20 protein-coding genes are annotated in these 25,037 nt (G+C 68.4%); 16 read left to right on the plus strand and 4 right to left on the minus strand.

Features of this window, described 5'->3' with window-relative positions:
• Positions 1-330 precede the first annotated feature (330 nt).
• The 4 genes from gltB to ACM6LR_RS16735 all read left to right on the plus strand — a co-directional run bounded on the left by gltB (position 331) and on the right by ACM6LR_RS16735 (position 9,142).
• Positions 331-4,899, plus strand: coding sequence for a glutamate synthase large subunit (gene gltB, locus ACM6LR_RS16720; RefSeq protein WP_414938090.1), 4,569 nt, complete (start codon positions 331-333; stop codon positions 4,897-4,899).
• Complete coding sequence (locus ACM6LR_RS16725; protein ID WP_414938091.1) at positions 4,892-6,400, plus strand: glutamate synthase subunit beta; 1,509 nt, start codon at positions 4,892-4,894, stop codon at positions 6,398-6,400. Before gltB ends, ACM6LR_RS16725 begins: the two co-directional genes overlap by 8 nt.
• A 337-nt stretch (positions 6,401-6,737) precedes the next feature.
• The gene (locus ACM6LR_RS16730; RefSeq protein ID WP_414944067.1) at positions 6,738-7,670 is read left to right on the plus strand and encodes a trypsin-like serine peptidase; all 933 of its coding nucleotides are present in this window, start codon (positions 6,738-6,740) and stop codon (positions 7,668-7,670) included.
• An 80-nt stretch (positions 7,671-7,750) separates the two neighbouring features.
• Complete coding sequence (locus ACM6LR_RS16735) at positions 7,751-9,142, plus strand: class II 3-deoxy-7-phosphoheptulonate synthase (RefSeq protein ID WP_414938093.1); 1,392 nt, start codon at positions 7,751-7,753, stop codon at positions 9,140-9,142.
• 29 nt (positions 9,143-9,171) lie between these two features.
• Here the strand turns inward: ACM6LR_RS16735 and ACM6LR_RS16740 are convergent, their stop codons facing one another.
• Entirely contained in the window at positions 9,172-10,491 is a 1,320-nt protein-coding gene (locus ACM6LR_RS16740; RefSeq protein WP_414938094.1) for a wax ester/triacylglycerol synthase family O-acyltransferase, read from the minus strand.
• A gap of 220 nt (positions 10,492-10,711) precedes the next feature.
• Between ACM6LR_RS16740 and ACM6LR_RS16745 the strand changes: the two genes are divergently transcribed.
• Positions 10,712-11,221, plus strand: a complete 510-nt coding sequence (locus ACM6LR_RS16745) for a DinB family protein (protein WP_414938095.1) — start codon at positions 10,712-10,714, stop codon at positions 11,219-11,221.
• Between the two features lie 132 nt (positions 11,222-11,353).
• On the opposite strand, the gene ACM6LR_RS16750 is transcribed toward ACM6LR_RS16745, so the two are convergent.
• Both ACM6LR_RS16750 and ACM6LR_RS16755 read right to left on the minus strand, forming a co-directional pair.
• Positions 11,354-12,136: a DUF1295 domain-containing protein gene (locus ACM6LR_RS16750; RefSeq protein ID WP_414944068.1), complete on the minus strand. Its 783-nt coding sequence runs from the start codon at positions 12,134-12,136 to the stop codon at positions 11,354-11,356.
• On the minus strand, positions 12,136-13,407 hold the full coding sequence (locus ACM6LR_RS16755; RefSeq protein ID WP_414938567.1) for a class I SAM-dependent methyltransferase: 1,272 nt from the start codon (positions 13,405-13,407) through the stop codon (positions 12,136-12,138). Before ACM6LR_RS16755 ends, ACM6LR_RS16750 begins: the two co-directional genes overlap by 1 nt.
• An 86-nt stretch (positions 13,408-13,493) precedes the next feature.
• On the opposite strand from ACM6LR_RS16755, the gene ACM6LR_RS16760 reads away from it, so the two are divergent.
• The 11 genes from ACM6LR_RS16760 to ACM6LR_RS16810 all read left to right on the plus strand — a co-directional run bounded on the left by ACM6LR_RS16760 (position 13,494) and on the right by ACM6LR_RS16810 (position 22,706).
• Positions 13,494-14,771: an NAD(P)/FAD-dependent oxidoreductase gene (locus ACM6LR_RS16760; protein ID WP_414938097.1), complete on the plus strand. Its 1,278-nt coding sequence runs from the start codon at positions 13,494-13,496 to the stop codon at positions 14,769-14,771.
• Positions 14,765-15,505 carry a DUF1365 domain-containing protein gene (locus ACM6LR_RS16765; RefSeq protein WP_414938098.1) on the plus strand — a complete coding sequence of 247 codons (741 nt, stop codon included), beginning with the start codon at positions 14,765-14,767 and terminating at the stop codon, positions 15,503-15,505. The genes ACM6LR_RS16760 and ACM6LR_RS16765 overlap by 7 nt, the downstream gene beginning before the upstream one ends.
• Entirely contained in the window at positions 15,498-16,109 is a 612-nt protein-coding gene (gene sigK / locus ACM6LR_RS16770) for an ECF RNA polymerase sigma factor SigK (protein WP_414944069.1), read from the plus strand. Before ACM6LR_RS16765 ends, sigK begins: the two co-directional genes overlap by 8 nt.
• Positions 16,106-16,876, plus strand: coding sequence for an anti-sigma factor domain-containing protein (locus tag ACM6LR_RS16775; protein ID WP_414944070.1), 771 nt, complete (start codon positions 16,106-16,108; stop codon positions 16,874-16,876). The genes sigK and ACM6LR_RS16775 overlap by 4 nt, the downstream gene beginning before the upstream one ends.
• Positions 16,877-17,127: 251 nt before the next feature.
• Positions 17,128-18,453, plus strand: a complete 1,326-nt coding sequence (ftsZ, locus tag ACM6LR_RS16780; RefSeq protein WP_414938101.1) for a cell division protein FtsZ — start codon at positions 17,128-17,130, stop codon at positions 18,451-18,453.
• Between the two features lie 99 nt (positions 18,454-18,552).
• Complete coding sequence (gene pgeF, locus ACM6LR_RS16785; protein WP_414938102.1) at positions 18,553-19,260, plus strand: peptidoglycan editing factor PgeF; 708 nt, start codon at positions 18,553-18,555, stop codon at positions 19,258-19,260.
• Positions 19,257-19,988 (plus strand): YggS family pyridoxal phosphate-dependent enzyme, encoded by a 732-nt coding sequence (locus tag ACM6LR_RS16790; RefSeq protein WP_414944071.1) that lies wholly within the window; start codon positions 19,257-19,259, stop codon positions 19,986-19,988. The genes pgeF and ACM6LR_RS16790 overlap by 4 nt, the downstream gene beginning before the upstream one ends.
• 82 nt (positions 19,989-20,070) lie before the next feature.
• Complete coding sequence (locus ACM6LR_RS16795) at positions 20,071-20,685, plus strand: cell division protein SepF (RefSeq protein ID WP_414944072.1); 615 nt, start codon at positions 20,071-20,073, stop codon at positions 20,683-20,685.
• 114 nt (positions 20,686-20,799) lie between these two features.
• A complete protein-coding gene (locus ACM6LR_RS16800; protein ID WP_076164547.1) occupies positions 20,800-21,075 on the plus strand; it encodes a YggT family protein in 276 nt (91 codons plus the stop codon).
• 54 nt (positions 21,076-21,129) lie between these two features.
• The gene (locus ACM6LR_RS16805; protein ID WP_414938105.1) at positions 21,130-21,993 is read left to right on the plus strand and encodes a DivIVA domain-containing protein; all 864 of its coding nucleotides are present in this window, start codon (positions 21,130-21,132) and stop codon (positions 21,991-21,993) included.
• Positions 21,994-22,118: 125 nt separating this feature from the next.
• Positions 22,119-22,706 carry a hypothetical protein gene (locus ACM6LR_RS16810; protein ID WP_414938106.1) on the plus strand — a complete coding sequence of 196 codons (588 nt, stop codon included), beginning with the start codon at positions 22,119-22,121 and terminating at the stop codon, positions 22,704-22,706.
• Here ACM6LR_RS16810 and ACM6LR_RS16815 read toward each other — a convergent pair.
• Entirely contained in the window at positions 22,703-24,520 is a 1,818-nt protein-coding gene (locus ACM6LR_RS16815) for an FUSC family protein (RefSeq protein ID WP_414938107.1), read from the minus strand. The genes ACM6LR_RS16810 and ACM6LR_RS16815 overlap by 4 nt on opposite strands.
• Positions 24,521-25,037: the final 517 nt, after the last annotated feature.

Consider the following 25,037-nt stretch of genomic DNA (forward strand, 5'->3'; position numbering starts at 1 on the left):
GAGCATGCGCGAAACTGAAACACGTTCTATTTATGTGTCCCGGGGTGCGGAGTACGCCTGAAGTGACTAGGGTCGCCTCACCGCGTCTCGTGACATCCCGGAACAAGACATATACTTAGCGGAACGAACTACCGTGACCCCATCAGGAACTGTGTCGTTCCGGGCATCCAGATCGTTACCCATCAGCAGGCTTTCTCGTCCGATGAACTGATGCCCGCATGTTTCCCAGGTGTTAAAGTCGCGCTAACGAACGGGCCATCGTCGTCCCGTGCGCATTCCCCCGGCCGGTCCGTCCGGTCGCTGAGCACAGACGACGAAGGAGGTCCCTTCATGATCTTCTCCGCCATTCCCGGCAAACAGGGTCTCTACGATCCCGAATCCGAACAGGACTCCTGCGGTGTGGCCATGGTGGCCGACGTCCGTGGGCGCCGCTCGCACGGCATCGTCACCGACGGCCTTGCCGCGCTGACGAACCTCGACCACCGTGGCGCCGCCGGTGCGGAGCCGACCAGTGGTGACGGTGCGGGCATCCTGTTGCAGCTGCCCGACGGGCTGTTCCGGGCCGAAGTGGAGTTCGCCCTGCCCGAGGCGGACGCGGACGGTCAGCAGACCTACGCGACCGGGCTCGGTTTCCTGCCCTCGGACACCGAGGAGCGCGGCAAGGCCGTCGCCCTGATCGAACGGATCGCCACCGAAGAGGGTCTCGACGTCCTCGGCTGGCGGGAGGTCCCGGTCGACGCCGATCTCGCCGGCATCGGCCCGACGGCGCGTTCGGTGATGCCGCATTTCGCGATGCTGTTCGTCGCGGCCGCGGAGACCGACGGACGGCGCCCCGGCGGTCTCGAACTGGATCGCCTGGCCTTCTGCCTGCGCAAGCGCGTCGAGAACGAGAGTGTGACCGCGGATTGCGGCACCTACTTCCCGTCGCTGTCCTCGCGGACGATCGTCTACAAGGGAATGCTGACCCCGGGGCAGCTTCCGCTCTTCTTCACCGACCTGACCGACACCCGGCTCACCAGTGCCATCGCGCTCGTGCACTCCCGGTTCTCCACCAACACCTTCCCGTCGTGGCCGCTGGCGCATCCGTTCCGGTTCGTCGCGCACAACGGCGAGATCAACACCATCCGGGGCAACCGCAACCGCATGCGCGCCCGTGAGGCGCTGCTCGAATCGGACCTCATCTCCGGCGACCTCACCCGCCTGTATCCGATCTGCTCGGCCGACGCGTCGGACTCCGCCTCCTTCGACGAGGTGCTGGAGCTGCTGCACCTCGGCGGCCGGTCGCTGCCGCACGCGGTGCTGATGATGATCCCCGAGGCGTGGGAGAACCACACCGGGATGAACGCCCAGCGTCGTGCGTTCTACCAGTTCCACGCCAGCCTGATGGAGCCGTGGGACGGCCCGGCCTGTGTCACCTTCACCGACGGCACGCTCGTCGGCGCGGTGCTGGACCGCAACGGCCTGCGTCCCGCCCGATGGTGGCGCACCGCCGACGACCGCGTCGTACTGGCCAGCGAGGCAGGGGTCCTCGACGTCGCCCCCGCGGACGTCGTGGCCAAGGGGCGACTCAAGCCCGGCCGCATGTTCCTGGTGGACACCGAAGCAGGCCGGATCGTCGACGACGAAGAGGTCAAGTCGGAGCTGGCCAAGGAACTGCCGTACGAGGGCTGGCTGCACGCCGGTCTCCTGCAGATCGCCGACCTGCCCGACCGCGACCACATCGTGCAGAGCCACGATTCGGTGCTGCGGCGCCAGCTTTCCTTCGGCTACACCGAAGAAGAGCTGAAGATCCTCCTCGCGCCGATGGTGGTCAAGGCGGCGGAGCCGATCGGTTCGATGGGCTCCGACAGCCCGCCCGCGGTGCTGTCGCAGCGTTCGAGGCTGCTCTACGACTACTTCAAGCAGAACTTCGCGCAGGTCACCAACCCGCCGCTGGACGCGATCCGTGAAGAACTGGTCACCTCGATGAGCCGGATCATGGGCCCCGAGCGGAACCTGCTCGCCCCCGGGCCTGCCTCCTGCCGCCATGTGCAGCTGCCGTATCCGGTGATCGACAACGACGAACTCGCCAAGCTGATCCACATCAACGACGACGGCGATCTTCCCGGCTTCGCGTGCAGTGTCCTTTCCGGACTGTACGAAGTGGACGGTGGAGCCGACGCGCTGGCATCGGCGATCGAACGGGTCCGGCGCGAAGCCTCCGAGGCGATCGCGGCGGGCGCGCGCACACTCGTGCTGTCCGACCGCGACTCCGATCACCGCATGGCGCCGATCCCGTCGCTGCTGCTGGTGTCCTCGGTGCACCACCATCTGGTGCGCACCAAGGAAAGGCTCCGCGTCGCGCTGGTCGTCGAGACCGGCGACGCCCGCGAGGTCCACCACATCGCGCTGCTGCTGGGCTACGGCGCCGCCGCGGTGAACCCGTACCTGGCCTTCGAGACCATCGAGGACATGATCTCGACCGGTGCCGTCACCGGTATCGAGCCTGCCAAAGCGATTCGCAACTACGTCAAGGCGCTGGTGAAGGGCGTCCTGAAGATCATGTCGAAGATGGGCATCTCGACCGTCGGCGCGTACACCGCGGCGCAGGTGTTCGAATCCTTCGGCCTTGCACAGGATCTGCTCGACGAGTACTTCACCGGGACGTCGTCGAAGCTCGGCGGCGTCGGCCTGAACGTGCTCGCCGAAGAGGTCGCCACGCGCCACCGCCGCGCGTACCCGGACAACCCGACCGACCGTGTCCACCGTGGACTCGAGACCGGCGGCGAGTACGCGTACCGCCGTGAGGGCGAACTGCACCTGTTCACCCCGGAGACCGTCTTCCTGTTGCAGCACGCGACGAAGACCGGCCGCGAAGAGGTGTACAAGCAGTACTCCGACGAGGTGCACCGCCTCTACCGCCAGGGTGGCGCCCTGCGTGGGCTGTTCGCCTTCCGCGAGGGCACGCGTGAGCCCGTCCCGCTGGACGAGGTCGAGCCCGTCGAGGCGATTTTCAAGCGCTTCAACACCGGCGCGATGTCCTACGGCTCGATTTCGGCCGAGGCACACGAAACCCTCGCCATCGCGATGAACCGCATCGGCGGCCGCTCCAACACGGGTGAAGGCGGGGAAGACCCCGAGCGCCTTTACGACCCGGAACGGCGCAGCGCGATCAAGCAGGTCGCGAGCGGCCGGTTCGGTGTCACGAGCGAGTACCTTGTCAACGCCGACGACATCCAGATCAAGATGGCGCAGGGCGCGAAGCCGGGTGAAGGCGGGCAGCTGCCGCCGAACAAGGTGTACCCGTGGATCGCGCGCACGCGGCACTCCACACCGGGCGTCGGGCTCATTTCGCCGCCGCCGCACCACGACATCTACTCGATCGAGGATCTCGCCCAGCTGATCCACGACCTCAAGAACGCCAACGAGAACGCCCGCATCCACGTGAAGCTGGTGTCCTCGCTCGGCGTCGGCACGGTCGCGGCGGGCGTGTCCAAGGCGCACGCCGACGTCGTGCTGATCTCCGGCCACGACGGCGGCACCGGCGCCTCCCCGATGAACTCGCTCAAGCACGCGGGGACGCCGTGGGAGATCGGACTCGCCGAGACACAGCAGACGTTGCTGCTCAACGGTTTGCGCGACCGGATCACCGTGCAGGTCGACGGCGCGATGAAGACCGGCAAGGACGTCGTCATCGCCGCGCTGCTCGGCGCGGAGGAGTACGGCTTCGCGACGGCGCCGCTGATCGTCGAAGGCTGCGTCATGATGCGCGTCTGCCACCTCGACACCTGTCCGGTCGGCGTCGCGACCCAGAGCCCGGACCTGCGCAAGCGCTACACCGGCCAGGCCGACCACGTGGTCAACTACTTCCGGTTCGTCGCCGAAGAAGTCCGGGAAACGTTGGCGGCACTCGGTTTCCGTACCCTCGACGAGGCGATCGGCCACGCCGAGATCCTCGACACCGACAAGGCGATCGAGCACTGGAAGGCCTCCGGTCTCGACCTCGCGCCGATCTTCGAGATGCCGATTGAGACCCCTTACGGCGGGGCGAAGCGGCGCACGCGGACGCAGGACCACGGTTTGGAACACGCGCTCGACCGGACGCTGATCCAGCTCGCCGAGGCGGCGCTGGAGGACGCGCACCGGGTGCGTATCGAACTGCCGGTGCGGAACGTGAACCGGACCGTCGGCACGCTGCTCGGCTCCGAGATCACCCGCCGCTACGGCGGTGAGGGCCTGCCCGAGGACACGATCCACGTGCTGCTGACCGGTTCCGCCGGGCAGTCGCTCGGCGCGTTCCTGCCGCGTGGCATCACCCTCGACATGGTCGGGGACGCCAACGACTACGTCGGCAAGGGCCTGTCCGGCGGGCGGATCATCGTGCGCCCGCATCCGGACGCGAAGTTCGCCGCCGAAGGCCAGACCATCGCCGGGAACACGCTCGCCTACGGGGCCACCGGCGGGGAGATGTTCCTGCGCGGCCAGGTCGGCGAACGGTTCTGCGTGCGCAACTCCGGGGCGATGGTCGTCGTAGAGGGCGTCGGTGACCACGCCTTCGAGTACATGACCGGTGGACAGGCCGTGGTGCTCGGCCCGACCGGGCGCAACCTCGCCGCGGGCATGTCCGGCGGCGAGGCCTTCGTGCTCGATCTCGATCGAAGCAAGGTCAACAAGGAGATGGTGAACCTCCTGACCCCTCGGTCCGAGGATCTCGCCTGGCTCAAGAAGACCGTGCAGAAGCACTACGACCTCACACGTTCGGCCGTGGCCGCGTCGTTGCTCGGCGACTGGCCGCGTCGCTCGGCGGCGTTCACCAAGGTGATGCCCCGCGACTACCAGCGTGTCCTTGACGCGGCGAAGGCGGCGCGCGCCGCGGGCCGCGACGTCGACGAAGCGATCATGGAGGCCGCTCGTGGCTGATCCGACGGGTTTCCTGAAGTACGAGCGCGAAGAGCCGAAGAAGAAGTCCAAAGAGGAGCGTCTCGCCAACTGGGGCGAGGTGTACGCCGACGTGCAATCCGGCGAGCGCAACGAAAAGGTGCGCAAGCAGGCTTCGCGGTGCATGGACTGCGGCATCCCGTTCTGTCACTCCAGTGGTTCCGGCTGCCCGCTGGGCAACCTGATCCCGGAGTGGAACGACCTGGTACGCCGCGGCGACTGGGCGGCGGCGAGCGACCGGCTCCACGCGACCAACAACTTCCCCGAGTTCACCGGGAAGCTGTGCCCCGCGCCGTGCGAGGCGGGCTGCGTCCTGTCGGTCTCGCCGCTGTCCGGCGGCCCGGTGGCGATCAAACGCGTCGAGCAGACGATCGCCGACCAGTCCTGGGAGGCGGGCTACGTCCAGCCGCAGATCTCGGCGGTCTCGTCGGGCCAGCGGGTCGCGGTCGTCGGCTCCGGCCCCGCCGGGCTCGCCGCCGCGCAGCAGCTGACCCGCGCCGGCCACGAAGTGACCGTCTACGAACGGGACGACCGGCTCGGCGGCCTGCTGCGGTACGGCATCCCCGAGTTCAAGATGGAGAAAAAGGTCCTCGACCGGCGGCTCTCGCAACTCCGCAACGAGGGCACGAAGTTCGTCACCGGCTGCGAGGTCGGCGTCGACCTGACCGTCGAGGAACTCCGGGCAGGCTATGACGCGGTGGTGCTCGCCGTGGGTGCGCTGCGCGGCCGCGACGACACGACGACGCCCGGGCGCGAGCTGTCCGGGATCCATCTGGCGATGGAACATCTGGTCCCGGCCAACAAGTACGTCGAGGGCGACGGCCCGTCGCCGGTCGACGCGGCCGGCAAGCACGTGGTCATCATCGGCGGTGGCGACACCGGCGCCGACTCGTACGGCACCGCGACCCGGCAGGGCGCGCTTTCGGTGACACAGCTTGACCAGTACCCGACCCCACCGTCCACAAGGGACGATGAGCGCTCGCCGTGGCCGACCTGGCCGTACCTCCTGCGCACCTACCCGGCGCACGAGGAGGCGGGCGAGCGCAAGTTCGCCGTCGCGGTCACCCGGTTCGTCGGCGACGACGACGGCAACGTGCGTGCCGTCGAACTCCGGCAGGTCCGCGTGGTCAAGGACCCCGAGACCGGCAAGCGCATGGTGACCCCGGTCAACGACGAGGTCGAGGAACTGCCAGCCGACCTCGTGCTGCTCGCGATCGGGTTCGAGGGTGTCGAGCACATGCCACTGCTCGACGGACTCGGCCTGTCGCTGACCAAACGTGGCACGCTCTCATGCGGCGCGGACTGGCAGACCTCCTCACCTGGCGTGTTCGTCTGCGGCGACGCGCATCGCGGTGCGTCGCTGGTGGTGTGGGCGATCGCTGAAGGACGCTCGGTGGCCAGCGCCGTCGACGCTTATCTCACCGGTGCCTCGGATCTTCCCGCGCCGGTGCACCCGACGGCGTTGCCGCTCGCCGTGGTCTAGAGGTCGTGAGTGGCGATTCGGGTTCTATCGGAAGTACCGCAATGTGGCGTTCCTGCCGCGCGGGTGCTCAGCTGTCCGTGAAGGCCTCCTTGCCTACCCTGAAAGTAGTGAAGGCGTCCTTCACGGACCCGGCCACCTGACCCGGCCGTGCGACGTCACCGACGGCGGGGCGTGCTGAAGCGAAAACCACCGGCAGCTCATCATGCTCGGCCGAACGGTCCATCCGCGATCGCGGATGCGGCCGAACGGCCGCTTGTACGCCGAGTAGTGAGACAAATACTTTCGGAATGTCGTGCAAGTCATACGGCAGTTCACCGGTGGCGAAAGGTGGTACGCCATGAAGAGGACGGCTTCCCGGACCGGGATCCTGGCGGCGCTCGTGGGGTTGGCGGTGACCACGCTGACAGTGGTCGCGAGTCCCGCGCAAGCGGCTCCTGCCGAGCAACAGGCGGCGGCCGACGCGCAGGCGGTCGCGGCGTACTGGACGCCCGAGCGGATGCGGTCGGCGATCCCGATCGAACAGCTGGTCAAGGCTCCGAACCTTTCGCCGAAGGACGTCGCGAAGGGGCAGAGCACGATCATCCAGAGCATCCCCAACGGCGGTGGCGCGTGGACGGGGGCGGGCAAGGTCGTGCAGACCGCGGGCCGCGTGTTCTTCACCATGGGCGGGCGGAACGCGTCGTGCTCCGGTGACGCGGTCACCAGTGCGAACGGCAGCGTCGTGATCACCGCCGGGCACTGCGTGAAGTACCAGGGCGCCTGGCACACCAACTGGACCTTCGCGCCCGGTTACGACAACGGCAACGCGCCCTACGGCACCTGGGCCGCGAAGAGCACGCTGACCACTCCGCAGTGGGAAGCGAGTGAGGACATGAACTACGACGTCGGCGCGGCCGTGGTCAACCCGCTCAACGGGCAGAAGCTGACCGACGTCGTCGGCGCGCAGGGGATCGCGTTCAACCAGGCGCGTAACCAGTCGATGTACACGTTCGGTTACCCGGCGGCGGCGCCGTACGACGGCACGAAGCTGATTTATTGCAGCGGCAGCACGTTCACCGACTTCCTGCTGACCAAGGACCACGGGATGAACTGCAACATGACCGGTGGTTCGAGCGGTGGCCCGTGGTTCCTCAACTTCAGCGAGGCGACCGGTGCGGGAATCCAGGCTTCGGTAAACAGTTTCGGCTACACCTTCCTGCCCGGCTACATGTTCGGTCCGTACTTCGGCGCGGACGTCCAGAACCTCTACAACAAGGCGCAGGCCGCTTAAGCACATCGGCCGCCCGTCCACCTTTTGGGAGCGTCGTCCCGGTGGGCGGGCGGCTTTCGCGGCGGCATATCCTGGTGCCTGTGAACTGGACAGTGGACGTTCCCGTCGACACGCTCCCCGAACTGCCTCCTTTGCCTCCAGAGCTGCGCAGTCGGCTCGACGACGCGCTTTCGCGGCCCGCGGCGCAGCAGCCCGAATGGCCGGACCCCGAGCTGACGAAGCGCGTACGTGGCGTGCTGGAGAGTGTGCCGCCGATCACCGTCCCGGCCGAGATCGACCGGCTCGCCGACCGGCTCGCCATGGTCGCCCGCGGCGAGGCGTTCCTGCTGCAGGGCGGTGACTGCGCGGAGACGTTCGAGTCGAACACCGAACCGCACATCCGCGCCAACCTGCGCACGCTGCTGCAGATGGCCGTCGTCCTCACCTACGGCGCGAGCCTGCCGGTGGTGAAGGTCGGCCGGATCGCCGGCCAGTACGCGAAGCCGCGATCGGCCTCCACCGACGCGCTCGGCCTGCCGGTGTACCGCGGCGACATCATCAACTCGCTCGTCGCCAAGCCCGAACTCCGCGTGCCCGACCCTGGCCGGATGATCCGCGCCTACGCCAACGCGGGCGCCGCGATGAACCTCGTCCGCGCGCTCACCGGCGCCGGGATGGCGGACCTGCACCAGGTGCACGACTGGAACAAGGACTTCGTGAAGTCCTCGCCCGCCAGCGAACGCTACGAGGCGCTGGCCGCTGAGATCGACCGCGGCCTGCGGTTCATGTCGGCCTGCGGGGTCACCGACGCCTCACTGCAGTCCACCGAGATCTTCGCCAGTCACGAGGCGCTGCTGCTGGACTACGAGCGCTCGATGCTGCGGATGGACCGCGCGGACGCGACGAACCCCAAGCTGTACAACCTGTCCTCGCACTTCCTCTGGGTGGGCGAGCGGACCCGGCAGCTCGACGGCGCGCACATCGCCTTCGCCGAACTGCTGGCCAACCCGATCGGCATCAAGATCGGCCCGACGACCACGCCCGAGCAGGCCGTCGAGTACGTCCGGCGGCTCGACCCGCGCAACGAGCCCGGCCGACTGACGCTGATCGCCCGGATGGGCAACGGCAAGGTCCGCGAGGTGCTGCCCGCGATCGTCGAGAAGGTCGAGGCGTCCGGGCACAAGGTCATCTGGCAGTGCGACCCGATGCACGGCAACACGCACGAGTCGTCGAACGGCTACAAGACCCGGCACTTCGACCGCATCGTGGACGAGGTCCAGGGCTTCTTCGAGGTGCACCGCAAGCTCGGCACCTACCCCGGCGGCATCCACGTCGAGCTGACCGGCGAGGACGTCACCGAATGCCTCGGCGGCGCGCAGGAGATCTCGGATCTGGACCTTTCCGGCCGGTACGAGACCGCTTGCGACCCGCGCCTGAACACGCAGCAGTCGCTGGAGCTGGCGTTCCTGGTCGCGGAGATGCTTCGCGGCTGACGGAGCCTTCCTCTCGCTTCGCGATCGCGTCAATGAGCGGTGTCGAGCAACTTCGCGGCCGACTTGAGCACGCCGTCCCGCAGCGAACCCACGTCCGAGACCGCAGCCCCGTTCGCCTGCAGTCCGATGTGGACGGAATCCCGGTAGGTCGCCACCGCGATCCCGACCGCTTGCCGCGGCGCCAGCGGCACGAACGGGAACACGCTTTCGAGGCGCGTCCCGTCGAGGGTGAGCCGGTTCGGCGGCACCGGCACCGTGGTCACCACGAGGTCGAACAGCAGCGGCGCGGCCAGCCCGGCCGTCTTGGCGCCGAGCCTGTGCAGCATCGGCGGCATCCGGTCGGCGAGCAGCGGGAACGCGCCGGCGCCCCGGGCCGGGCCGGCGGCCTTGTTCCGGTTCATCTCGCGGTGGACGGCCAGCAGCCGCGCAGGCGGATCGTCGAGGCCGACCGGCAGATCGCAGAGATACCCGGACAGCTTGTTACCGCCGGATCGCTCGGCCGAGCGCCCGCGCACGCTGACCGGGACGAGTGCCCGCAGCGTCCGGCCGTCGGCGCGCTGGCCGCGGTTGATCATCCATTCGCGCAGCGCACCGGCGAGGATCGCCAGGACGACGTCGTTGGCGGTACCGCCGTGGGACCGCCGGATTCGACGGATCTCGGCGGTGTCCAGCCGGACGAACCCGAGACGGCGCTCTGTCGACGGCGGCGCGCTGAGCGGGGACAGCGGTGAGCGGGTCGCGCGGACGACCGACGACGCGATCCCGGCGGACGTCCCGGCCTGGGCCAGAGTGGTACCGAGCGCGTCCTTGACCGCGTCCACAGGGGACCGGGGCGCGGGCGGTTCGGCCCCGCCGCGGGCGCGCCCTGCCGTGCGGGGGAGCGCGTCGAGCAGTCCCGCGGCGACGGCGTACGCGCCGGCACCGTCGGTGAGCGCGTGGTGCAGTTTCAGCAGCAGCGCGAACTCGCCGTCCGGCAGGCCGGTGACGAGACGCAAGTCCCACAAGGGTTTTCCGGTGTCGAGCGGTCGTCCCATCCACCGTGACGCGTAGGCGGAGAGTGGGTCCGGTTCGTCCAGTGAGCTCAGATGGTGATGTGAAATATGTTCACTTGCAACGAAATACGGGTCCTCGGCCCAGCTGGCGGCACCAGGCGGGAACAGTGCGGTGCGGGGACGTTGGCGAAGCTTGGGGATCCGCGCGGCCCGCTCGGCGAGCAACGCGGTCAGCTTACGCGCGTGCACCCGCCCGTGCGGACGGAAGGTGACCACCGCGCCCATGTGCATGGGCGTCGTTTCGCTTTCCAGGCAAAGGAAAGCGATATCGAGTGCGCTCAGCTGAGGGCCTGACATCAGTGACCTTTCTCGGATCTGGCGGCGATGGGCACAACTGCATCAGCCTGACATGACGGACGGGTGGTCGTCATGTTTCGTGGGCGCCAACTACCGCCGGTTTCACTCGAACGATGGGATCCCGGTCGGACATGGATCACCACTCCGCGGCAGATGGTGGAAAGCCCGGCACGGGAACTCGTTCGCGAACCGTCGGTGGGGCCCGGCAGACTGCACCACCATGACCGACGAACCGAAGCGCCCCGAACCACCGCTCACCGGCGACGAGCGCACCCAGTTGAACGGCTTTCTCGACTTCCTCCGCGCCACCGTGGTGTGGAAGTGCTCCGGACTCACCGACGAACAGGCCCGGCGGCCACTCGTGCCCAGCGAGTTGACCACCGTCGCCGGTCTGCTCGGTCATCTGACCCTGGTCGAGCAGTACTGGTTCAACGTGGTGCTCGACGGCCAGGAGGACGTCTGGAAGGAGGCGCTCGAAACCGACCCCGACGCCGAGTTCCGGGTCGCCATGCGGACCCCGGTCGACCAGCTGATCGCCGCCTACCAGGCCGAATGCGAGCGGAGCCGCGGGATCGTCGCCCGGATGGGGCTCGACGACGAGGTCGCCTTCCGAGGCGACCGCAAGGTCAACGTCCGGTTCGTGGTCGCGCACATGATCGAGGAGACCGGCAGGCACGCCGGCCACCTCGACCTGTTGCGTGAACTGACCGATGGTCTCACCGGGGAGTAGCCCGGCTGTGTCTACAAAGCGCGCTCTCGGATTTCCGTAGCCGGGCCGCAGTACCGCCTGGTCACTCACTCAGGCCTACAGGCGGCCGACAAGAAACGCGCGCGTTTCCTCACCCGATCACGCGAATACAGCTCAGGAGACACGCCCGCGGCGAGGGGGCAGCGGGAAGAACCCGCTGGTCCGCTCGACGTAGGTCGCGTACCCCGGCCGGGAACGATGCAAGCCCTTCTCCAGCAAAGGTTTTCCGGTGCCCTTGGCCAGCGTGAACGTCATCGCGATCGGCGACAGGATCGTCGCCGCCCCCACCCAGCTCGAACACGCCAGCAGGTACAGGCCCCACCACACGCACGCGTCCCCGAAGTAGTTGGGATGCCGCGTGTAGCGCCACAGCCCGCTGTCGAGCACCTTCCCCTTGTTGTCCGGGGCCTTGAAGCGGCGTAGCTGCTCGTCGCCGATGGTCTCGAACCCGAAGCCGACCAGCCACACCGCGACGCCGAGCCAGGCCGTCACGCCGAAGGAGTCGCCGTACATCGCGAACTGGACCGGCAGCGACACGAACCAGAGCACCACCGCCTGGAACAGGTACACGCGGACGAACAGCTTGAGCGCCGGATTCGGGCCGGCGCTCTCCGCCATCCGCACGTAGCGGGGGTCTTCGGGCAGCTTGTGGTTGCGCAGGTGCAGGTGCACGCCGAGGCGCACACCCCAGATCGCCGTCAGCGCCGCGGTGACCACGCGCAGCGCCACCGACCCGTCCCCGAGCGGCGCCGCGACCAGCGCGACGAGTGCGAAGCCCGGACCCCAGAACGTGTCGACGGTGTCGTAGCGCTTGCGCGCCAGCGCGATGCCGAAGGTGACGACGACCGCCAGCAGGGTCACCCCGGCGGTGACGAGCAGGGTCCCCCCAAGCGACATCAGGACCACTCTTTCGTGGCGGGCAGCGCGCTCAAGCCTTCGTCGGACGAGCGGACCGCGAGGATCTGGTCCACGCCCATCCGGTTCTCCTCGAACGCCAGCGCGCCGCCGACCAGGTAGAGCCGCCAAACCCGGGCGCCGGATTCACCGATCAGCGCCACGACGTCTTCCCAGTTGCTTTCCAGCGTCTTCTCCCATGCCCGGACCGTCCACACGTAGTGCTCGCGCAGCGCCTGGACGTCACGGATCTCGAACCCGGCGTTCTCCAAGTGTCCGAGCGTGCGGCTCAGCGGCCGCATCGTCATGTCGGGGGCGATGTAGCGCTCGATGAACGCGCCGCCACCGGGCGCCACCGCGCCGCGGGACATCTGCTGCAGGACCAGCCGCCCGGTGGGCTTGAGCATGCGGAACAGCGTCCGCGTGTACTCGGGGTAGTTCTCTTCGCCGACGTGCTCACCCATCTCGATGGTCGCGACCGCGTCGAACGGCTCATCTGTCAGCTCGCGATAGTCCTGACGACGGACTTCGACGCGATCCTCCAGGTCGTGCTGGGCGAGGCGGCCGCGGATGTGCTGCAGCTGTTCCGCCGAAAGCGTGATGCCGACGGCGTGCACGCCGTGGTGCTTCGCCGCGTGCACCAGCAGCGAGCCCCAGCCGCAACCGACGTCGAGCAGCCGCATCCCCGGCCGCAGGCCGAGCTTGCGGCAGATCAGTTCGAGCTTGTCCCGCTGGGCTTGTTCGAGGTCGTAGCCGTCTTCCTCGGACGTCCAGTACGCCGACGAGTAGGCCATCGATTCGTCCATCAGCAGCTGGTAGAAGGCGTTGCCGAGGTCGTAATGGTGCGAGATCGCGGACTTGTCGCGGAGCAGGCTGTGCAGTTTCCCCGACAGCCGGGCCTCCTCGGCGGGCGGTTCGGGCGGCGGCCCGACGACGCCGAGGCTCACCGCGAGCCGGACTGCCTCGGCCCATTCGCGAGGGCGGAGCTCGGCGCCGCGCACGGCGCCCGACCGGGTCAGCGCCCAGATCCGGCGGAATCCGTCGGCGAGGTCGCCTTCGACGTCGAGATCGCCGGAGACGTAGGCCCTCGCCAGCCCCAATTCGCCAGGGGCGTACAGGAGACGGCGCAGCGCGCGGCGGTTGCGGAGGACCACGGTCGGGGCGTCCGGCGGACCGGCGCGGACGCCGTCCCAGGTGCGGAGACCGACCGGGAGGGAACCACCGAGGAGCCGCTCGACGAACGGGACCAGACGGGACGCGGGACTGTTCGGCATAGTCGTCATTCGCTCCCGGACCGGAAAGGGATGGGTCGGATGATGCGCCGGTCACGCGATCCAATCCGCTCGCGATCCGGCTTCGAATGCCTCACGTGCACACCACGGGTCAACGCATCGGAGTCATCGGCAGCGGCGTCGCCGGCCTCACGGCCGCGTACCTGCTGCAACGCCGCTACGAAGTGCTGCTGTTCGAAGCCGAAGACAGGCTGGGCGGGCACGCGCACACCCATGACGTCCCGAGCGCGCACGGCGGCACCGTCGGCATCGACTCCGGGTTCATCGTGCACAACGAGCGCACCTACCCGAACCTGCTACGGCTGTTCGCCGAACTGGGTGTGGCCACCCGCGACACCGAGATGTCGATGAGCATCCGCTGCGACGGCTGCGGCCTCCAGTACGCCGGCGCGAAGGGCTTGAAGGGCCTCTTCGCCCAGCCGCGCAACGCCACACGCGGGCGCTACCTGCGGATGCTCGCCGACGTCAAACGCTTCCACCAGCACGCGACGCGCGTCCTTGAAGCGCCCGAAGCGGGCGACGTCACCCTCGGCGCGTTCCTCGCCATCGGTGGGTACACGAAGTATTTCGTCGACCACTTCCTGCTCCCGGTCGTCTCCACCGTCTGGTCGGCCGACCGGAACGACACGCTCGAATACCCCGCGCGCTACCTGTTCGAATTCCTGCGCAACCACGGGATGCTGTCGGTCGGCGGGTCCCCGAGCTGGCGCACCGTCGTCGGCGGGTCCCGTGAGTACGTCGACCTGGCCGCCAAGCAACTGACCGCCGTGCACCTGTCGACGCCGGTCCGCTCGGTCAGGCGCACCGCGCGGGGGATCGAGGTCCGCGACGACGCCGACACCCGGCACCGGCTCGACAAGGTCGTCCTGGCCACGCACGCGGACCAGGCGTTGAACCTGCTCGCGTCGCCGACCGAAGCCGAACGTGACGTCCTCGGCTCGTTCCGGTACTCCAGCAACGAGGCGTGGCTGCACACCGACACCGGCGTGCTCCCGACCGCGGGATCGGCGCGGGCCGGCTGGAACTACGCCACGCCCGCCTGCGGCGCGAACGCGGGTGCCGTCCAGGTGTCCTACGACATGAACCGCCTGATGCGGCTCGACGAGCCGACCGGGTACGTCGTCACGCTCAACCCCGGCACCGCCCCCGACGACGGTTCGGTGCTGGCCAAGATGACCTACGAACACCCCGTCTACACGCCGGACTCCGTCGCCGCCCAGCGTCGTCTGCCCGAACTCGACGACGACACGGTCGCGTTCGCCGGCGCGTACCACGGCTGGGGGTTCCACGAGGACGGCTGCGCGTCCGGTGTCCGCGCGGCCGAGAACTTCGGGGTGCGATGGTGACCGTCATAGCCGTGCTCTACGACTCCACGGTGGCGCATGTCCGGCGCAACGATCCGCCGATCTCGTTCGCCCACCGCGTCTATCTCTGGCTCATCGACCTCGACGCGCCGCCGAAGCTGCCGCGGTGGCTTCGGCCTTTCGCCCGCTTCGACTCGAGAGACCACTTCGCCCCCGAAGACACCTCCAGCATCCGGTCCAAATTGGACCGCTGGCTCGCGGCGCGTGGTGTCGACCTTCAAGGCGGCCGGGTGCTGATGCTCGCGGGCGCGCGGTTGCTCGGGCACAACTTCAACCCGATCACCCTCTACTGGTGCCACCGGCCCGACGGCGAACTCGAATGCGTCGTCGCCGAGGTCCACAACACCTACCGGGGCAGGCACGCGTATCTCCTGCGCCCCGACGCCGACGGGATCGCCCGCGCGGACAAAGAGTTCTACGTCTCGCCCTTCCAGTCGATGGACGGCGAGTACCGGATGGCGGTGCCGCGGCCGGAGTCGCTGCTTTCGGTCCAGATCGCGCTCCGGCAGGGTGGGCAGACACCGCTGACCGCGTCGCTGAGCGGCGTGCGACGGCCCGCCACCGCCAGGTGGCTGGTGCACATGCTGGTCACCCGTCCGCTCATGCCGCACCGGGTCTCCGCGCTGATCCGGCGGCACGGGGTCAAACTGTGGGTGAAGAAGGCGCCGCTGACCCCGCGGACGCCGCAGACGGCCGGAGGCAGGCTTGATGGATGAATCGGCACGCCCGCGCCGGATGGCGCCCGCTCCCGCAACGGACGGCGAACCGGCGGGTCCGACGGCCGAGGAACTGCTCGTCCGGGTGGCGAAAGGGGACGAGCGGGCCTTCGAAGCGCTGTACGACCGGCTCGCAGGCCCCGTCCTCGGCCTGGTGCGGCGGATCCTCCGTGACGTCGCCCAGGCCGAAGAGGTCACTCAGGAGGTCATGGTCGAGCTGTGGCGCACGGCCACGCGCTACTCCCCGGATCGGGGGAGCGCGCTGAACTGGGCCATGACGCTCGCGCACCGCCGTGCCGTCGACCGCGTCCGGTCGGCACGGGCCAGCTCGGACCGCGAGGTCAAGGCGACCTTCGAGGCCGCCCGCGCCCGCCCCTTCGACGAGGTGGCCGAGGCCGTCGCGGCCCGCTGGGAGCGTTCGCAGGTGCGCCGCTGCCTGACCAGCCTGACCGAGCTGCAACGGGAATCCGTGCTGCTCGCCTACTACCAGGGCTACACCTATCGCGAGGTCGCCGAGGTGCTGCAGACTCCGCACGGGACCATCAAGACTCGACTCCGGGACGGCCTGATCAGGCTCCGGGACTGTTTGGGGGTGACGGCATGACGATGCCCGAAATGCACACGCTCACCGGCGCCTACGCCGTCGACGCACTGTCCGAATTGGAGCGTGCCCAGTTCCAGCGGCACCTCGGCGAGTGCGCTTCGTGCGCTCAAGAGGTCCTCGAACTGCAGATGACCGCGACCCGGCTCGGCGCCGCGCTGGCCGAAGACCCGCCGCCCGAACTCAAGCGCCGCGTGCTCACGCAGGCGATGGCGACCCGGCAGGAGCCGCCGAAGACGCGGTTCGAAACCGGGGGACGCGTCGAGGACCGCCGTCGCGCCCCACGCTGGGCGATCGCCGCGGCCGCGGCGGCGATCGTCGGGCTGGCGGGCACCGCCGTGTTCGGCGGCATCGCCTACGACACCCATTCGCAGCTGACCGCCGCGCGGGAACAGGCGGCGCGGTACGCGGATCGGTACGCGCCGGTCGCGGACATCCTTTCGGCCGCCGATCTCCGGACCGGTCACGCCGAGGCCTCCGCCGGGGGCGGCGGGACCGTGATGATGTCGCGCGCCAAGGACCGGCTCGTCTTCATGGCGGCTCAGCTGCCGAAGAACGAACCGGGCCGGACCTACCAGGCGTGGTTCATGTACCCGGGCGGCGCGCCCAAGCCCGCCGGGCTCATTTCGGGTGGTCAGGACAGTGAGCTGCTGGTCGCCGACGGACTCGGCGGGGCCGAGAAGTTCGCGCTCAGCGTCGAGCAGGCGGGTGGATCACCGACCGGATCGCCGTCGAAGGACGTCGTCATGGTCATGTCCATGCCCACCTGATCTCGGCTCCTACCAGGCCGCCGTTCGGCGCTGCGGCGGGGCCTCGCTCTTGCGCCCGGGAACATGTTGTGGCAAAACACCTTTGCGACACACGGCGTGGCTACTGGATTCGAGCCTGCCTGGTGCATACCGTCCTGCTTCAACGTCGGCAGTTGACATAACTCTCACTCTGAACTTCAGCTCGAGGGTTCAGATACAAGCTCAGCGACCGGCCGGCAGCACGGGCACACACGATCAGGAAGGCGGACCCGATGACGCCCCCGCACAACTACCTTGCGGTGATCAAGGTCGTCGGTATCGGCGGCGGCGGAGTTAACGCCGTGAACCGCATGATCGAGGTCGGCCTCAAGGGTGTCGAGTTCATCGCGGTGAACACCGATGCTCAGGCACTGCTCATGTCCGACGCCGACGTCAAACTCGACATCGGCCGGGAACTGACCCGCGGCCTCGGTGCCGGCGCCGCCCCCGAGGTGGGGCAGAAGGCCGCCGAGGACCACCGCGAAGAGATCGAAGAGGTCATCAAGGGCGCCGACATGGTGTTCGTGACCGCGGGTGAGGGTGGTGGCACCGGCACCGGTGGCGCGCCCGTCGTCGCCCAGATCGCCCGCAAACTCGGCGCGCTGACCATCGGCGTCGTCACCCGCCCGTTCACGTTCGAGGGCAAACGCCGCAGCAAGCAGGCCGAAGACGGCATCCAGCAGCTGCGCAACGAATGCGACACCCTGATCGTCATCCCGAACGACCGGCTGCTGCAGCTGGGCGACATCGGGGTTTCGCTGATGGACGCCTTCCGCTCGGCGGACGAGGTCCTGCTTTCGGGTGTCCAGGGCATCACCGACCTGATCACCACGCCGGGTCTGATCAACCTGGACTTCGCCGACGTCAAGAGCGTCATGTCCGGCGCGGGCTCCGCGCTGATGGGCATCGGCTCGGCGCGCGGCGAGGGCCGGGCGATCCAGGCGGCGGAGAAGGCGATCAACTCGCCGCTGCTGGAAGCTTCCATGGACGGGGCGCACGGCGCGCTGCTGTCGATCGCGGGCGGGTCGGACCTCGGCCTGTTCGAGATCAACGAGGCCGCGTCGCTGGTGCAGGAATCCGCGCACCCCGACGCGAACATCATCTTCGGGACGATCATCGACGACTCGCTCGGCGACGAGGTCCGGGTCACCGTGATCGCGGCCGGTTTCGACGCGGGCACGCCGACCCACAAGAAGCTCGACCCGTCGACGTTCGGCTCCCGGTCGAACTCGACCGCGTCCGCACAGGCGGGCCAGGTCAACGGCGGCGGAGCGACGCCGGTGCAGAGCCAGCCCTCCGGGGCGACTCCGGTACCGCCGTCGACCGGTTCCAACGGCTACCCGGTGGCGCCGCCGCGCACGCACTCGCCGATGCCGTCCTCCCGTAACGAGGGCAACGGCTCGCTGACCGGCGGGCTCCCCCAGCCCGGCGGCGGTTCGCGCGGCTACTCGCCGATCGGGTCGAACTCGACCCACGGCAGCCTGCCCGGCCGCGCCACCCCGGTGCACGACGACCCGTCGGACGACGAGGTCGACGTGCCTCCGTTCATGCGGCGGTAAGATTTCACGGTGAGCTGAAGGGGACTTTGCCCGCATGTCATGTGGGCAAAGTCCCCTTCACTGCGTGAGATGCGGGCAAAGTCACCAAGGAGGCAAGTCTTGCGGGTACGGCGGGTTGTCACGACAAGGGCCGGCGGGGCTTCCCGGCCGCCTTACGACACCTTCAACCTCGGTGATCACGTCGGTGATGACGCGGGCGACGTCTTCGCCAACCGCAAACGCCTCGCCGCCGAACTCGGCCTCGCCGAGGACAGGCTGGCGTGGATGGAGCAGGTCCACGGCCGCACCGCCACCGTCGTCGACGGCTCCGAGACCTCCGCCGCCGAAGCGACCGACGCTCTCGTGACGGCCGAGCCCGGTCTCGCGCTCGTCGTGCTCGTCGCCGACTGCGTTCCCGTCATGCTCGCCGACGTCGAAGCCGGTGTCGTCGCCGCCGTTCACGCGGGCCGCGTCGGCGCCAGGGTCGGTGTCGTCCCCGCCGCCGTCGAGGCGATGCGCTCGCTCGGTGCCGAACCGGGCCGGACCGAAGCGCTGCTCGGTCCGGCGATCTGCGGCGACTGCTACGAAGTCCCCGCCGACATGGCCGCCGACGTCGAGAAGCACGTGCCGGGCAGCGCCTGCAAAACCCGCAAAGGCACGCCGGGACTCGACCTGCGCGCCGGGCTCTGGCGACAACTGGCCGACCTCGGCGTCGGGAAGATCGGCGTCGATCCACGCTGTACCAACGAAGAAAAGACGCTGTTCAGCTTCCGCCGCGACGGCACCACCGGCCGGATCGCGGGCATCACGTGGCTGGACGCCTCGTGAGTGACGCCCGCAAGGGGGAACTCGCCGCCAACCTCGCCGAAGTGGAAGACCGGATCGCGGCGGCGTGCAAGGCCGCCGGCCGACAGCGCGACGAGGTCCGGCTGCTCACGGTCACCAAGACCTTCCCGGCGCTCGACGCGGCGCTGCTCGCCGACCTCGGCGCGCTCGACCTCGCCGAGAACCGTGATCAGGAGGCGGGCTCGAAAGCCGAAGAGGTCGCCGGTTTGCGTCCGGACGCCCGGATCCGCTGGCACATGGTCGGCAGTCTCCAGCGGAACAAGGCCCGCTCGGTCGTGCGCTGGGCCGACGAGGTCCAGTCCGTCGACTCCGAACGCCTCGCCGACGCACTCGCGAAGGCGACCAGATCAGCGCTCGATTCCGGGCAACGTGATCACCCGTTGGACGTCCTCATTCAAGTAAGTCTCGATGACGATCCGAAGCGCGGGGGCGTCCGGGTGAACGAGTTAGGCCAGTTGGCGGAGCGGATAGCCCATGTGGGTGATATTCGCCTCCTTGGGCTTATGGCGGTGGCTCCGCTGGGTATTGATCCCGCAGAGGCGTTCGAGAAGCTCGCTCGTGCGTCGGAGCGTCTACGGGAAGAACACCCAAAAGCCCGTGAACTCTCCGCCGGAATGAGCAACGATCTCGAGCAGGCGATCGCGCACGGCTCGACGTGTGTGCGTGTCGGAACCGCGTTGCTCGGTGGGCGCGGTTTAGCCTCGCCCTAGGGAATACCGTCTCGTCGTTACGGGGAGTGGTGGCGAGGGCGGGGGAGCATGGTGCGGGACGCGGCTAAGGCTAGGGAGAGGCATGAGCGCGCTGCAGAAGCTGAAGGCCTACTTCGGGATGGTGCCCGCGGACGAAGACGGCTATGACGTCGAAGAGGACTACCGGCGAGGCTATGCCCCAAAGGAATACGCCGACGACGAGTACGACTACGACGACGAGCCACCAGCCCGGTCGCGGGGTGGACGTTACCGGGACGTCGAAGACACGTATGACGAGCCCGTCTCGCGGACTCGGTCACGCTCTGTGATCGCCGCCGAGCCGGCGGTCCACGGGGCACTGGCGATCGATCGCCAGCCGGAACCGGTCGCCCGGCTGCGTCCGGTCACGGAGCCGGTCCGTCCGGCCGTCCGTGACCCGCTGAGCCGGATCACGACGTTGCACCCGACGAGCTACGCCGAGGCGCGGGCGATCGGTGAGCACTACCGCGAGGGCATCCCGGTGATCATGAACCTCACCGAGATGGAGAACGCGGACGCGAAGCGTCTCGTCGACTTCGCCGCGGGGCTCGCCTTCGCGCTGCGTGGGTCGATGGACAAGGTCACCAACAAGGTGTTCCTTCTCTCACCGCCCGATGTGGACGTCACCGCGGAAGACCGTCGGCGGATTGCCGAAGGCGGATTATTCCTGCGCGGCTGATCACCTGGTGACCGCTGAGCGCAGCCGGATGTGATTTTGTCGACTCATCGGCATCTCGTGCCCGTCAACTGCGTCTTTTGACGCGAGACATGGCAGAGTGGTTACGTGAATGCTGTGTTGCTGGTCGTCTGGTACGTGCTGTTCGCTTTCTGGCTCCTGCTGACGGCACGGATCGTCGTTGAACTCGTGCGTGCTTTCGCTCGCGAGTGGCGTCCTGCCGGAGGGGTTGCGGTAACGCTCGAGACCATCTACACAGTGACCGACCCACCGGTTCGTCTGTTCAGACGAATCATCCCGACCGTACGAATCGGCGGCGTCGGACTGGACTTATCGATTATGGTGCTGCTGTTGGTTGTGTTCTTCGCGATGCAGCTGACAACGCCAGGGTGATTTTCGGGGAAGCCCGGGTGGACCTGCAGGCCATGGAGTGCGTGAGGTGATCTGATGTCGTTGACCCCCGCTGACGTGCACAACGTCGCGTTCAGCAAGCCGCCCATTGGCAAAAGGGGCTACAACGAGGACGAGGTGGACGCGTTCCTCGACCTGGTGGAGACCGAGCTTGCCCGGTTGATCGAGGACAACAACGAGCTGCGGCAGCAGGTCGAACAGCTCGACAACGAGCTCGAGACCACCCGTGGAGAGCTCGAGAATGCGAAGGCGGGACCTGTCGGCCCGCCACCACAGGTGCGCGACGAACCGTCGCGTCGCCTGGCCCCGGTTCCGCCGCCACAGTCGGCGATGGAGCAGACCCAGGCCCACTCGATGGTGCCGGACAACGGGGAGCCCAACGTCCAGGCCGCCAAGGTGCTCGGGCTGGCGCAGGAAATGGCCGACCGGCTCACCGCCGAGGCCAAGACCGAGTCGGACGGCATGCTCGCCGAGGCGAGGACCAAGTCCGAGCAGTTGCTCTCGGACGCACGGTCGAAGTCGGATTCGATGGTGAACGAGGCGCGCACCCGCGCCGAGACCATGCTGAACGACGCGCGGACCCGTGCCGAGACCTTGGAGCGCCAGGCGCGCGACAAGGCGACGACCATGGAGCGCGAGGCTCAGCGCAAGTACACCGAGACCATGAACAACATGAACGCGGAGAAGGGCTCGCTGGGCAAGAAGATCGAAGAGCTGCGCACGATCGAGCGGGAGTACCGCACGAGGCTGCGCGGGTTCCTCGAGTCCCAGCTGCGCGAGCTCGACGACCGCGGTTCGGCCGCTCCCGCTTCGGCGTCTTCGTCGAACTCGGGGCAGTCGGCGTCGTCCTCGGGTGGCGGACAGGGTTACTCGTTCGGTCCTCGGGCCGAAGCGGGCTGATTTCCTACCCGGACTTGTCTACCCTGGGCTACTTCTACCCCAGGCTATTTCTACCCAGTGGAACGGCCTCGGCACTCTCCGGAGGGTCGGGGCCGTTTCGCTTGCCTCTCGTGTTGTAATTCACCGTGCTCTACATCGTCCTAGTACTGGTACTGGCGGCTCTGGGGCTGCTCGTCGCGGCGCTCATCACCGCGAACTCCCTGTGGGCCTGGATCTCCATCGGTCTCTCCGTCGTCGCCGGGTTGTTGCTCGTCTTCGACTGGCTACGCCGTCGGAAGAAGCGGTCCGCCGAGGCCGCCACTCCCGCCGAGGACACGGCGGACGACGAGGCGTCCGAGGCCGATGAGCCTGACGAAGCCGATGTCAAACCCGAGGACGCCGAGCAGACCGTCCTGATGCCCGCCGCCGGTGAGCTGGGTGATGAGGACGAAGCCGAGGTCGCGTCTTCGGAGAAGCAGCACAACGGCGACCCGGGTGAGGAGAAGAGCGACCCCGCGGATGTGGCGGTCGTCTCCGAACTCGAGACCGAGGTCGTCGTCGTCGACGAATACCCGCGCTATCACGTGACCACGTGCGCTTGGCTCGAAACCCGGGACACGATCCCGCTCGGTATCGGAGAGGCCCGGCAGCTCGGGTTCACCCCGTGCGCGCTGTGCGCGCCCGACGCCGAGATCGCCGGGCAGCACCGCGACGAGACCAAAGCGGACAGCTAGCCGCACTTGAACGTCTGAGCCACTTCGCCGACCGCGACCACTTCGGCGACGATCGTGTCGAGCACCAGGCGTTGTTCCTCGTCGGCGTCCGACGGCACCGGAATTTCCGTCGCTTCTTCGGTCCCGAGCGCGCGGGCGGCTTCGTCGACGGCGTCCGCGACCCCGGTCGATCCTGGGCGCAGCAAGAGTGACGAGGCCGTGACGGACAGGCCACGCAAGGCTTCCGCCGTCTTCTCCAGCGCGCCGCGTTGTCCGGGCGCGGGTTCCTTCGTGCCGGGTTCCGCGGCGAGCAGACCATGCTGCGCGACGGTGGCGCCACGGAACTCACGGCCGAGCGTCCGCGGATCGACGTCGTCGCCGCGTAGTTTCCGCCCGACAGAGCCGAGCAGGGTGCGGGTGGCGTCGACCGCCGTGTCGAAGCGTTCCGCCGCGCCGGGTTTCGGTACGCCAGGGATCGCGGCGAAACCGAACAGCAGCGCGATGGCGCCGGCGAGGACCATCAGGAGCAGGTATTCGACGAGCACGTACCGCGGGTCGAGGTGTTTGGTCGTCGCGTTCACGCCGACGGACATGAGCACCATGCAGCCGTTGAAGATCGTGGGCCGCGTCCGCATGACGGAGAACCCGCCGAGCAGGGCGACGAGCCCGACCGGCAGCAGAAACCCCTGCGGCAACAGCCAAAGAACGAGCGCGAGCACGACCGCGCCGCCGAGGGAGCCGCCGATGCGCTGCCAGGCCTTGCCGAGGCTGTCATGCCATTCCGGCTGCATGATGGCGAAAGTGCCGAGCAGGAAGGACACGGTGAGCGGGTCGCCGGGCCGGAAACTCGCCACGACGAGGGCCAGCGCCACCCCGAGACCGCACCGCAGCGCGTGCCGGAACTGCGCTGACCGCCAGGAGAACGCGCCGCTCAACTCGATCCGGCGTAGTTCCTTACGGAGTCCTTTCGGAACGTCCACACGCGACTTATCGCGCTCGGTGGCCGCGGTCCGAATGGTCTCGAGGGAGTCCCAGAGCGCGGTGACGAGCCCGGCCGTGGCGCCGGGCAACTCGGCGGGTTCCTTGCGGCGCACCGGTTCGACTTCGTCCGGCGCCGCCGGGTTCCGGACGGCATCGGCCAGTCTGACGGCTTCTTCCTTGGCGGCGTCGAGGGTTACACCGATTTCCTCGCTGTCCAGTCGTTTCCGGCGGATCTCGAGCAACCCGGCCGCCGCGCGGTGCCGGAACGTGCCGCCGAGGACCCCGGCCGTCCAGCGCTGCGGCCGATCCGCGAGCCAGAGCCGCGCCGCGCGTTCCTGTGTGTCGGACGTCCCCGCGGCGAGCGCTTCCGCCAGCGCCTCACGGGTCGGCTTTGCCGGGTCCTTGGCACCGATCAGCACCCGCAGCAGCAGAACGACCCCCACCGCGAGCGCGGGCGCGCCCAGGATCTGCCCGGCCGACGCCGTCCCCGTCAACTGGAAGCCGTAACCGAACAAGGACGCCATCCCGAGCCCCAGCCCGACCGTGACGAACCGCGGGCCGAGCACGGGCAGCAGTCCGGCGACGACCACGATCACCACCAGCAGGCTGATCGCGGCCCACTGCGAAACCTCGCCCAGTAGCCGCGGTACGCCGACCGCGAGGATCACCGCGGGCGCGAACCAGGCCAGCAGCCGCAGATCCGCCCAGAGTGGACCGCCGACCGCCGCGATGAGACAGAAGAGCGCGGTGAGCGCGGCGAGAACGGCCGCGTTGCCCAGTCCCAGCAGGAACCCGAGCCCGCTGACGCCGCCGAGGACCACCAACAGGACGACGAGGAATCCGGGCCCCTTCATCGGGCCCCGCAGATCGACATACCGTCAACCTAGAGGCGATGGCGTGAACGGCAACTCGAGCCCTTGTCGTGACCGGGCCCCGGCGGACCGCAACTAGAGGACTAATTGCGGCTGGTTGTTCGTTTTGCGTCAATTTGACCCGGCATGTGTTCAGGTACCGATGTGGCCCGTCGGTGCTTTCGTTTCATTTCTTGCTGGGCGATCTGGGGTGGGAAGCCGTTCTTGATGCCTACGGGTCTTCTTTTCGGCGGGGAGTCGCTGCCGGCTTTTAGCGGGTTGCCGTGGGCGTTGCCGGGGACCGCTGCCCCGGCGTGGGGCTGGCGGGGCGGTTGAACATCACTTTGCAGGTTTCGGGGTTTCCTTCGCGTCTTAAAGGTGCTTCGCGCCCTTCGCTTTACGCGGGATCGCTACGCAAATCGGGCTAGCACAGGTGTTCGAACAGCGGTATTGTTGATTCTGTGGCCAGCGAAAACAGTCAGACCCCCAGGACACGCGTCCGGAGTTGCGGTTCGTCAAA

The organism is Amycolatopsis sp. cmx-11-32 (genome assembly GCF_047608695.1).
Classification (GTDB): domain Bacteria; phylum Actinomycetota; class Actinomycetes; order Mycobacteriales; family Pseudonocardiaceae; genus Amycolatopsis.

Coding starts and splice junctions, on each gene's coding strand:
- gltB (WP_414938090.1), top strand. CDS start 331: ATGATCTTCTCCGCCATTCCCGGCAAACAGGGTCTCTACGATCCCGAA.
- ACM6LR_RS16730 (WP_414944067.1), top strand. CDS start 6,738: ATGAAGAGGACGGCTTCCCGGACCGGGATCCTGGCGGCGCTCGTGGGG.
- ACM6LR_RS16740 (WP_414938094.1), bottom strand. CDS start 10,491: ATGTCAGGCCCTCAGCTGAGCGCACTCGATATCGCTTTCCTTTGCCTG.
- ACM6LR_RS16745 (WP_414938095.1), top strand. CDS start 10,712: ATGACCGACGAACCGAAGCGCCCCGAACCACCGCTCACCGGCGACGAG.
- ACM6LR_RS16750 (WP_414944068.1), bottom strand. CDS start 12,136: ATGTCGCTTGGGGGGACCCTGCTCGTCACCGCCGGGGTGACCCTGCTG.
- ACM6LR_RS16755 (WP_414938567.1), bottom strand. CDS start 13,407: ATGCCGAACAGTCCCGCGTCCCGTCTGGTCCCGTTCGTCGAGCGGCTC.
- ACM6LR_RS16760 (WP_414938097.1), top strand. CDS start 13,494: ATGCCTCACGTGCACACCACGGGTCAACGCATCGGAGTCATCGGCAGC.
- ACM6LR_RS16765 (WP_414938098.1), top strand. CDS start 14,765: ATGGTGACCGTCATAGCCGTGCTCTACGACTCCACGGTGGCGCATGTC.
- sigK (WP_414944069.1), top strand. CDS start 15,498: ATGGATGAATCGGCACGCCCGCGCCGGATGGCGCCCGCTCCCGCAACG.
- ACM6LR_RS16775 (WP_414944070.1), top strand. CDS start 16,106: ATGACGATGCCCGAAATGCACACGCTCACCGGCGCCTACGCCGTCGAC.
- ftsZ (WP_414938101.1), top strand. CDS start 17,128: ATGACGCCCCCGCACAACTACCTTGCGGTGATCAAGGTCGTCGGTATC.
- ACM6LR_RS16795 (WP_414944072.1), top strand. CDS start 20,071: ATGAGCGCGCTGCAGAAGCTGAAGGCCTACTTCGGGATGGTGCCCGCG.
- ACM6LR_RS16805 (WP_414938105.1), top strand. CDS start 21,130: ATGTCGTTGACCCCCGCTGACGTGCACAACGTCGCGTTCAGCAAGCCG.
- ACM6LR_RS16815 (WP_414938107.1), bottom strand. CDS start 24,520: ATGAAGGGGCCCGGATTCCTCGTCGTCCTGTTGGTGGTCCTCGGCGGC.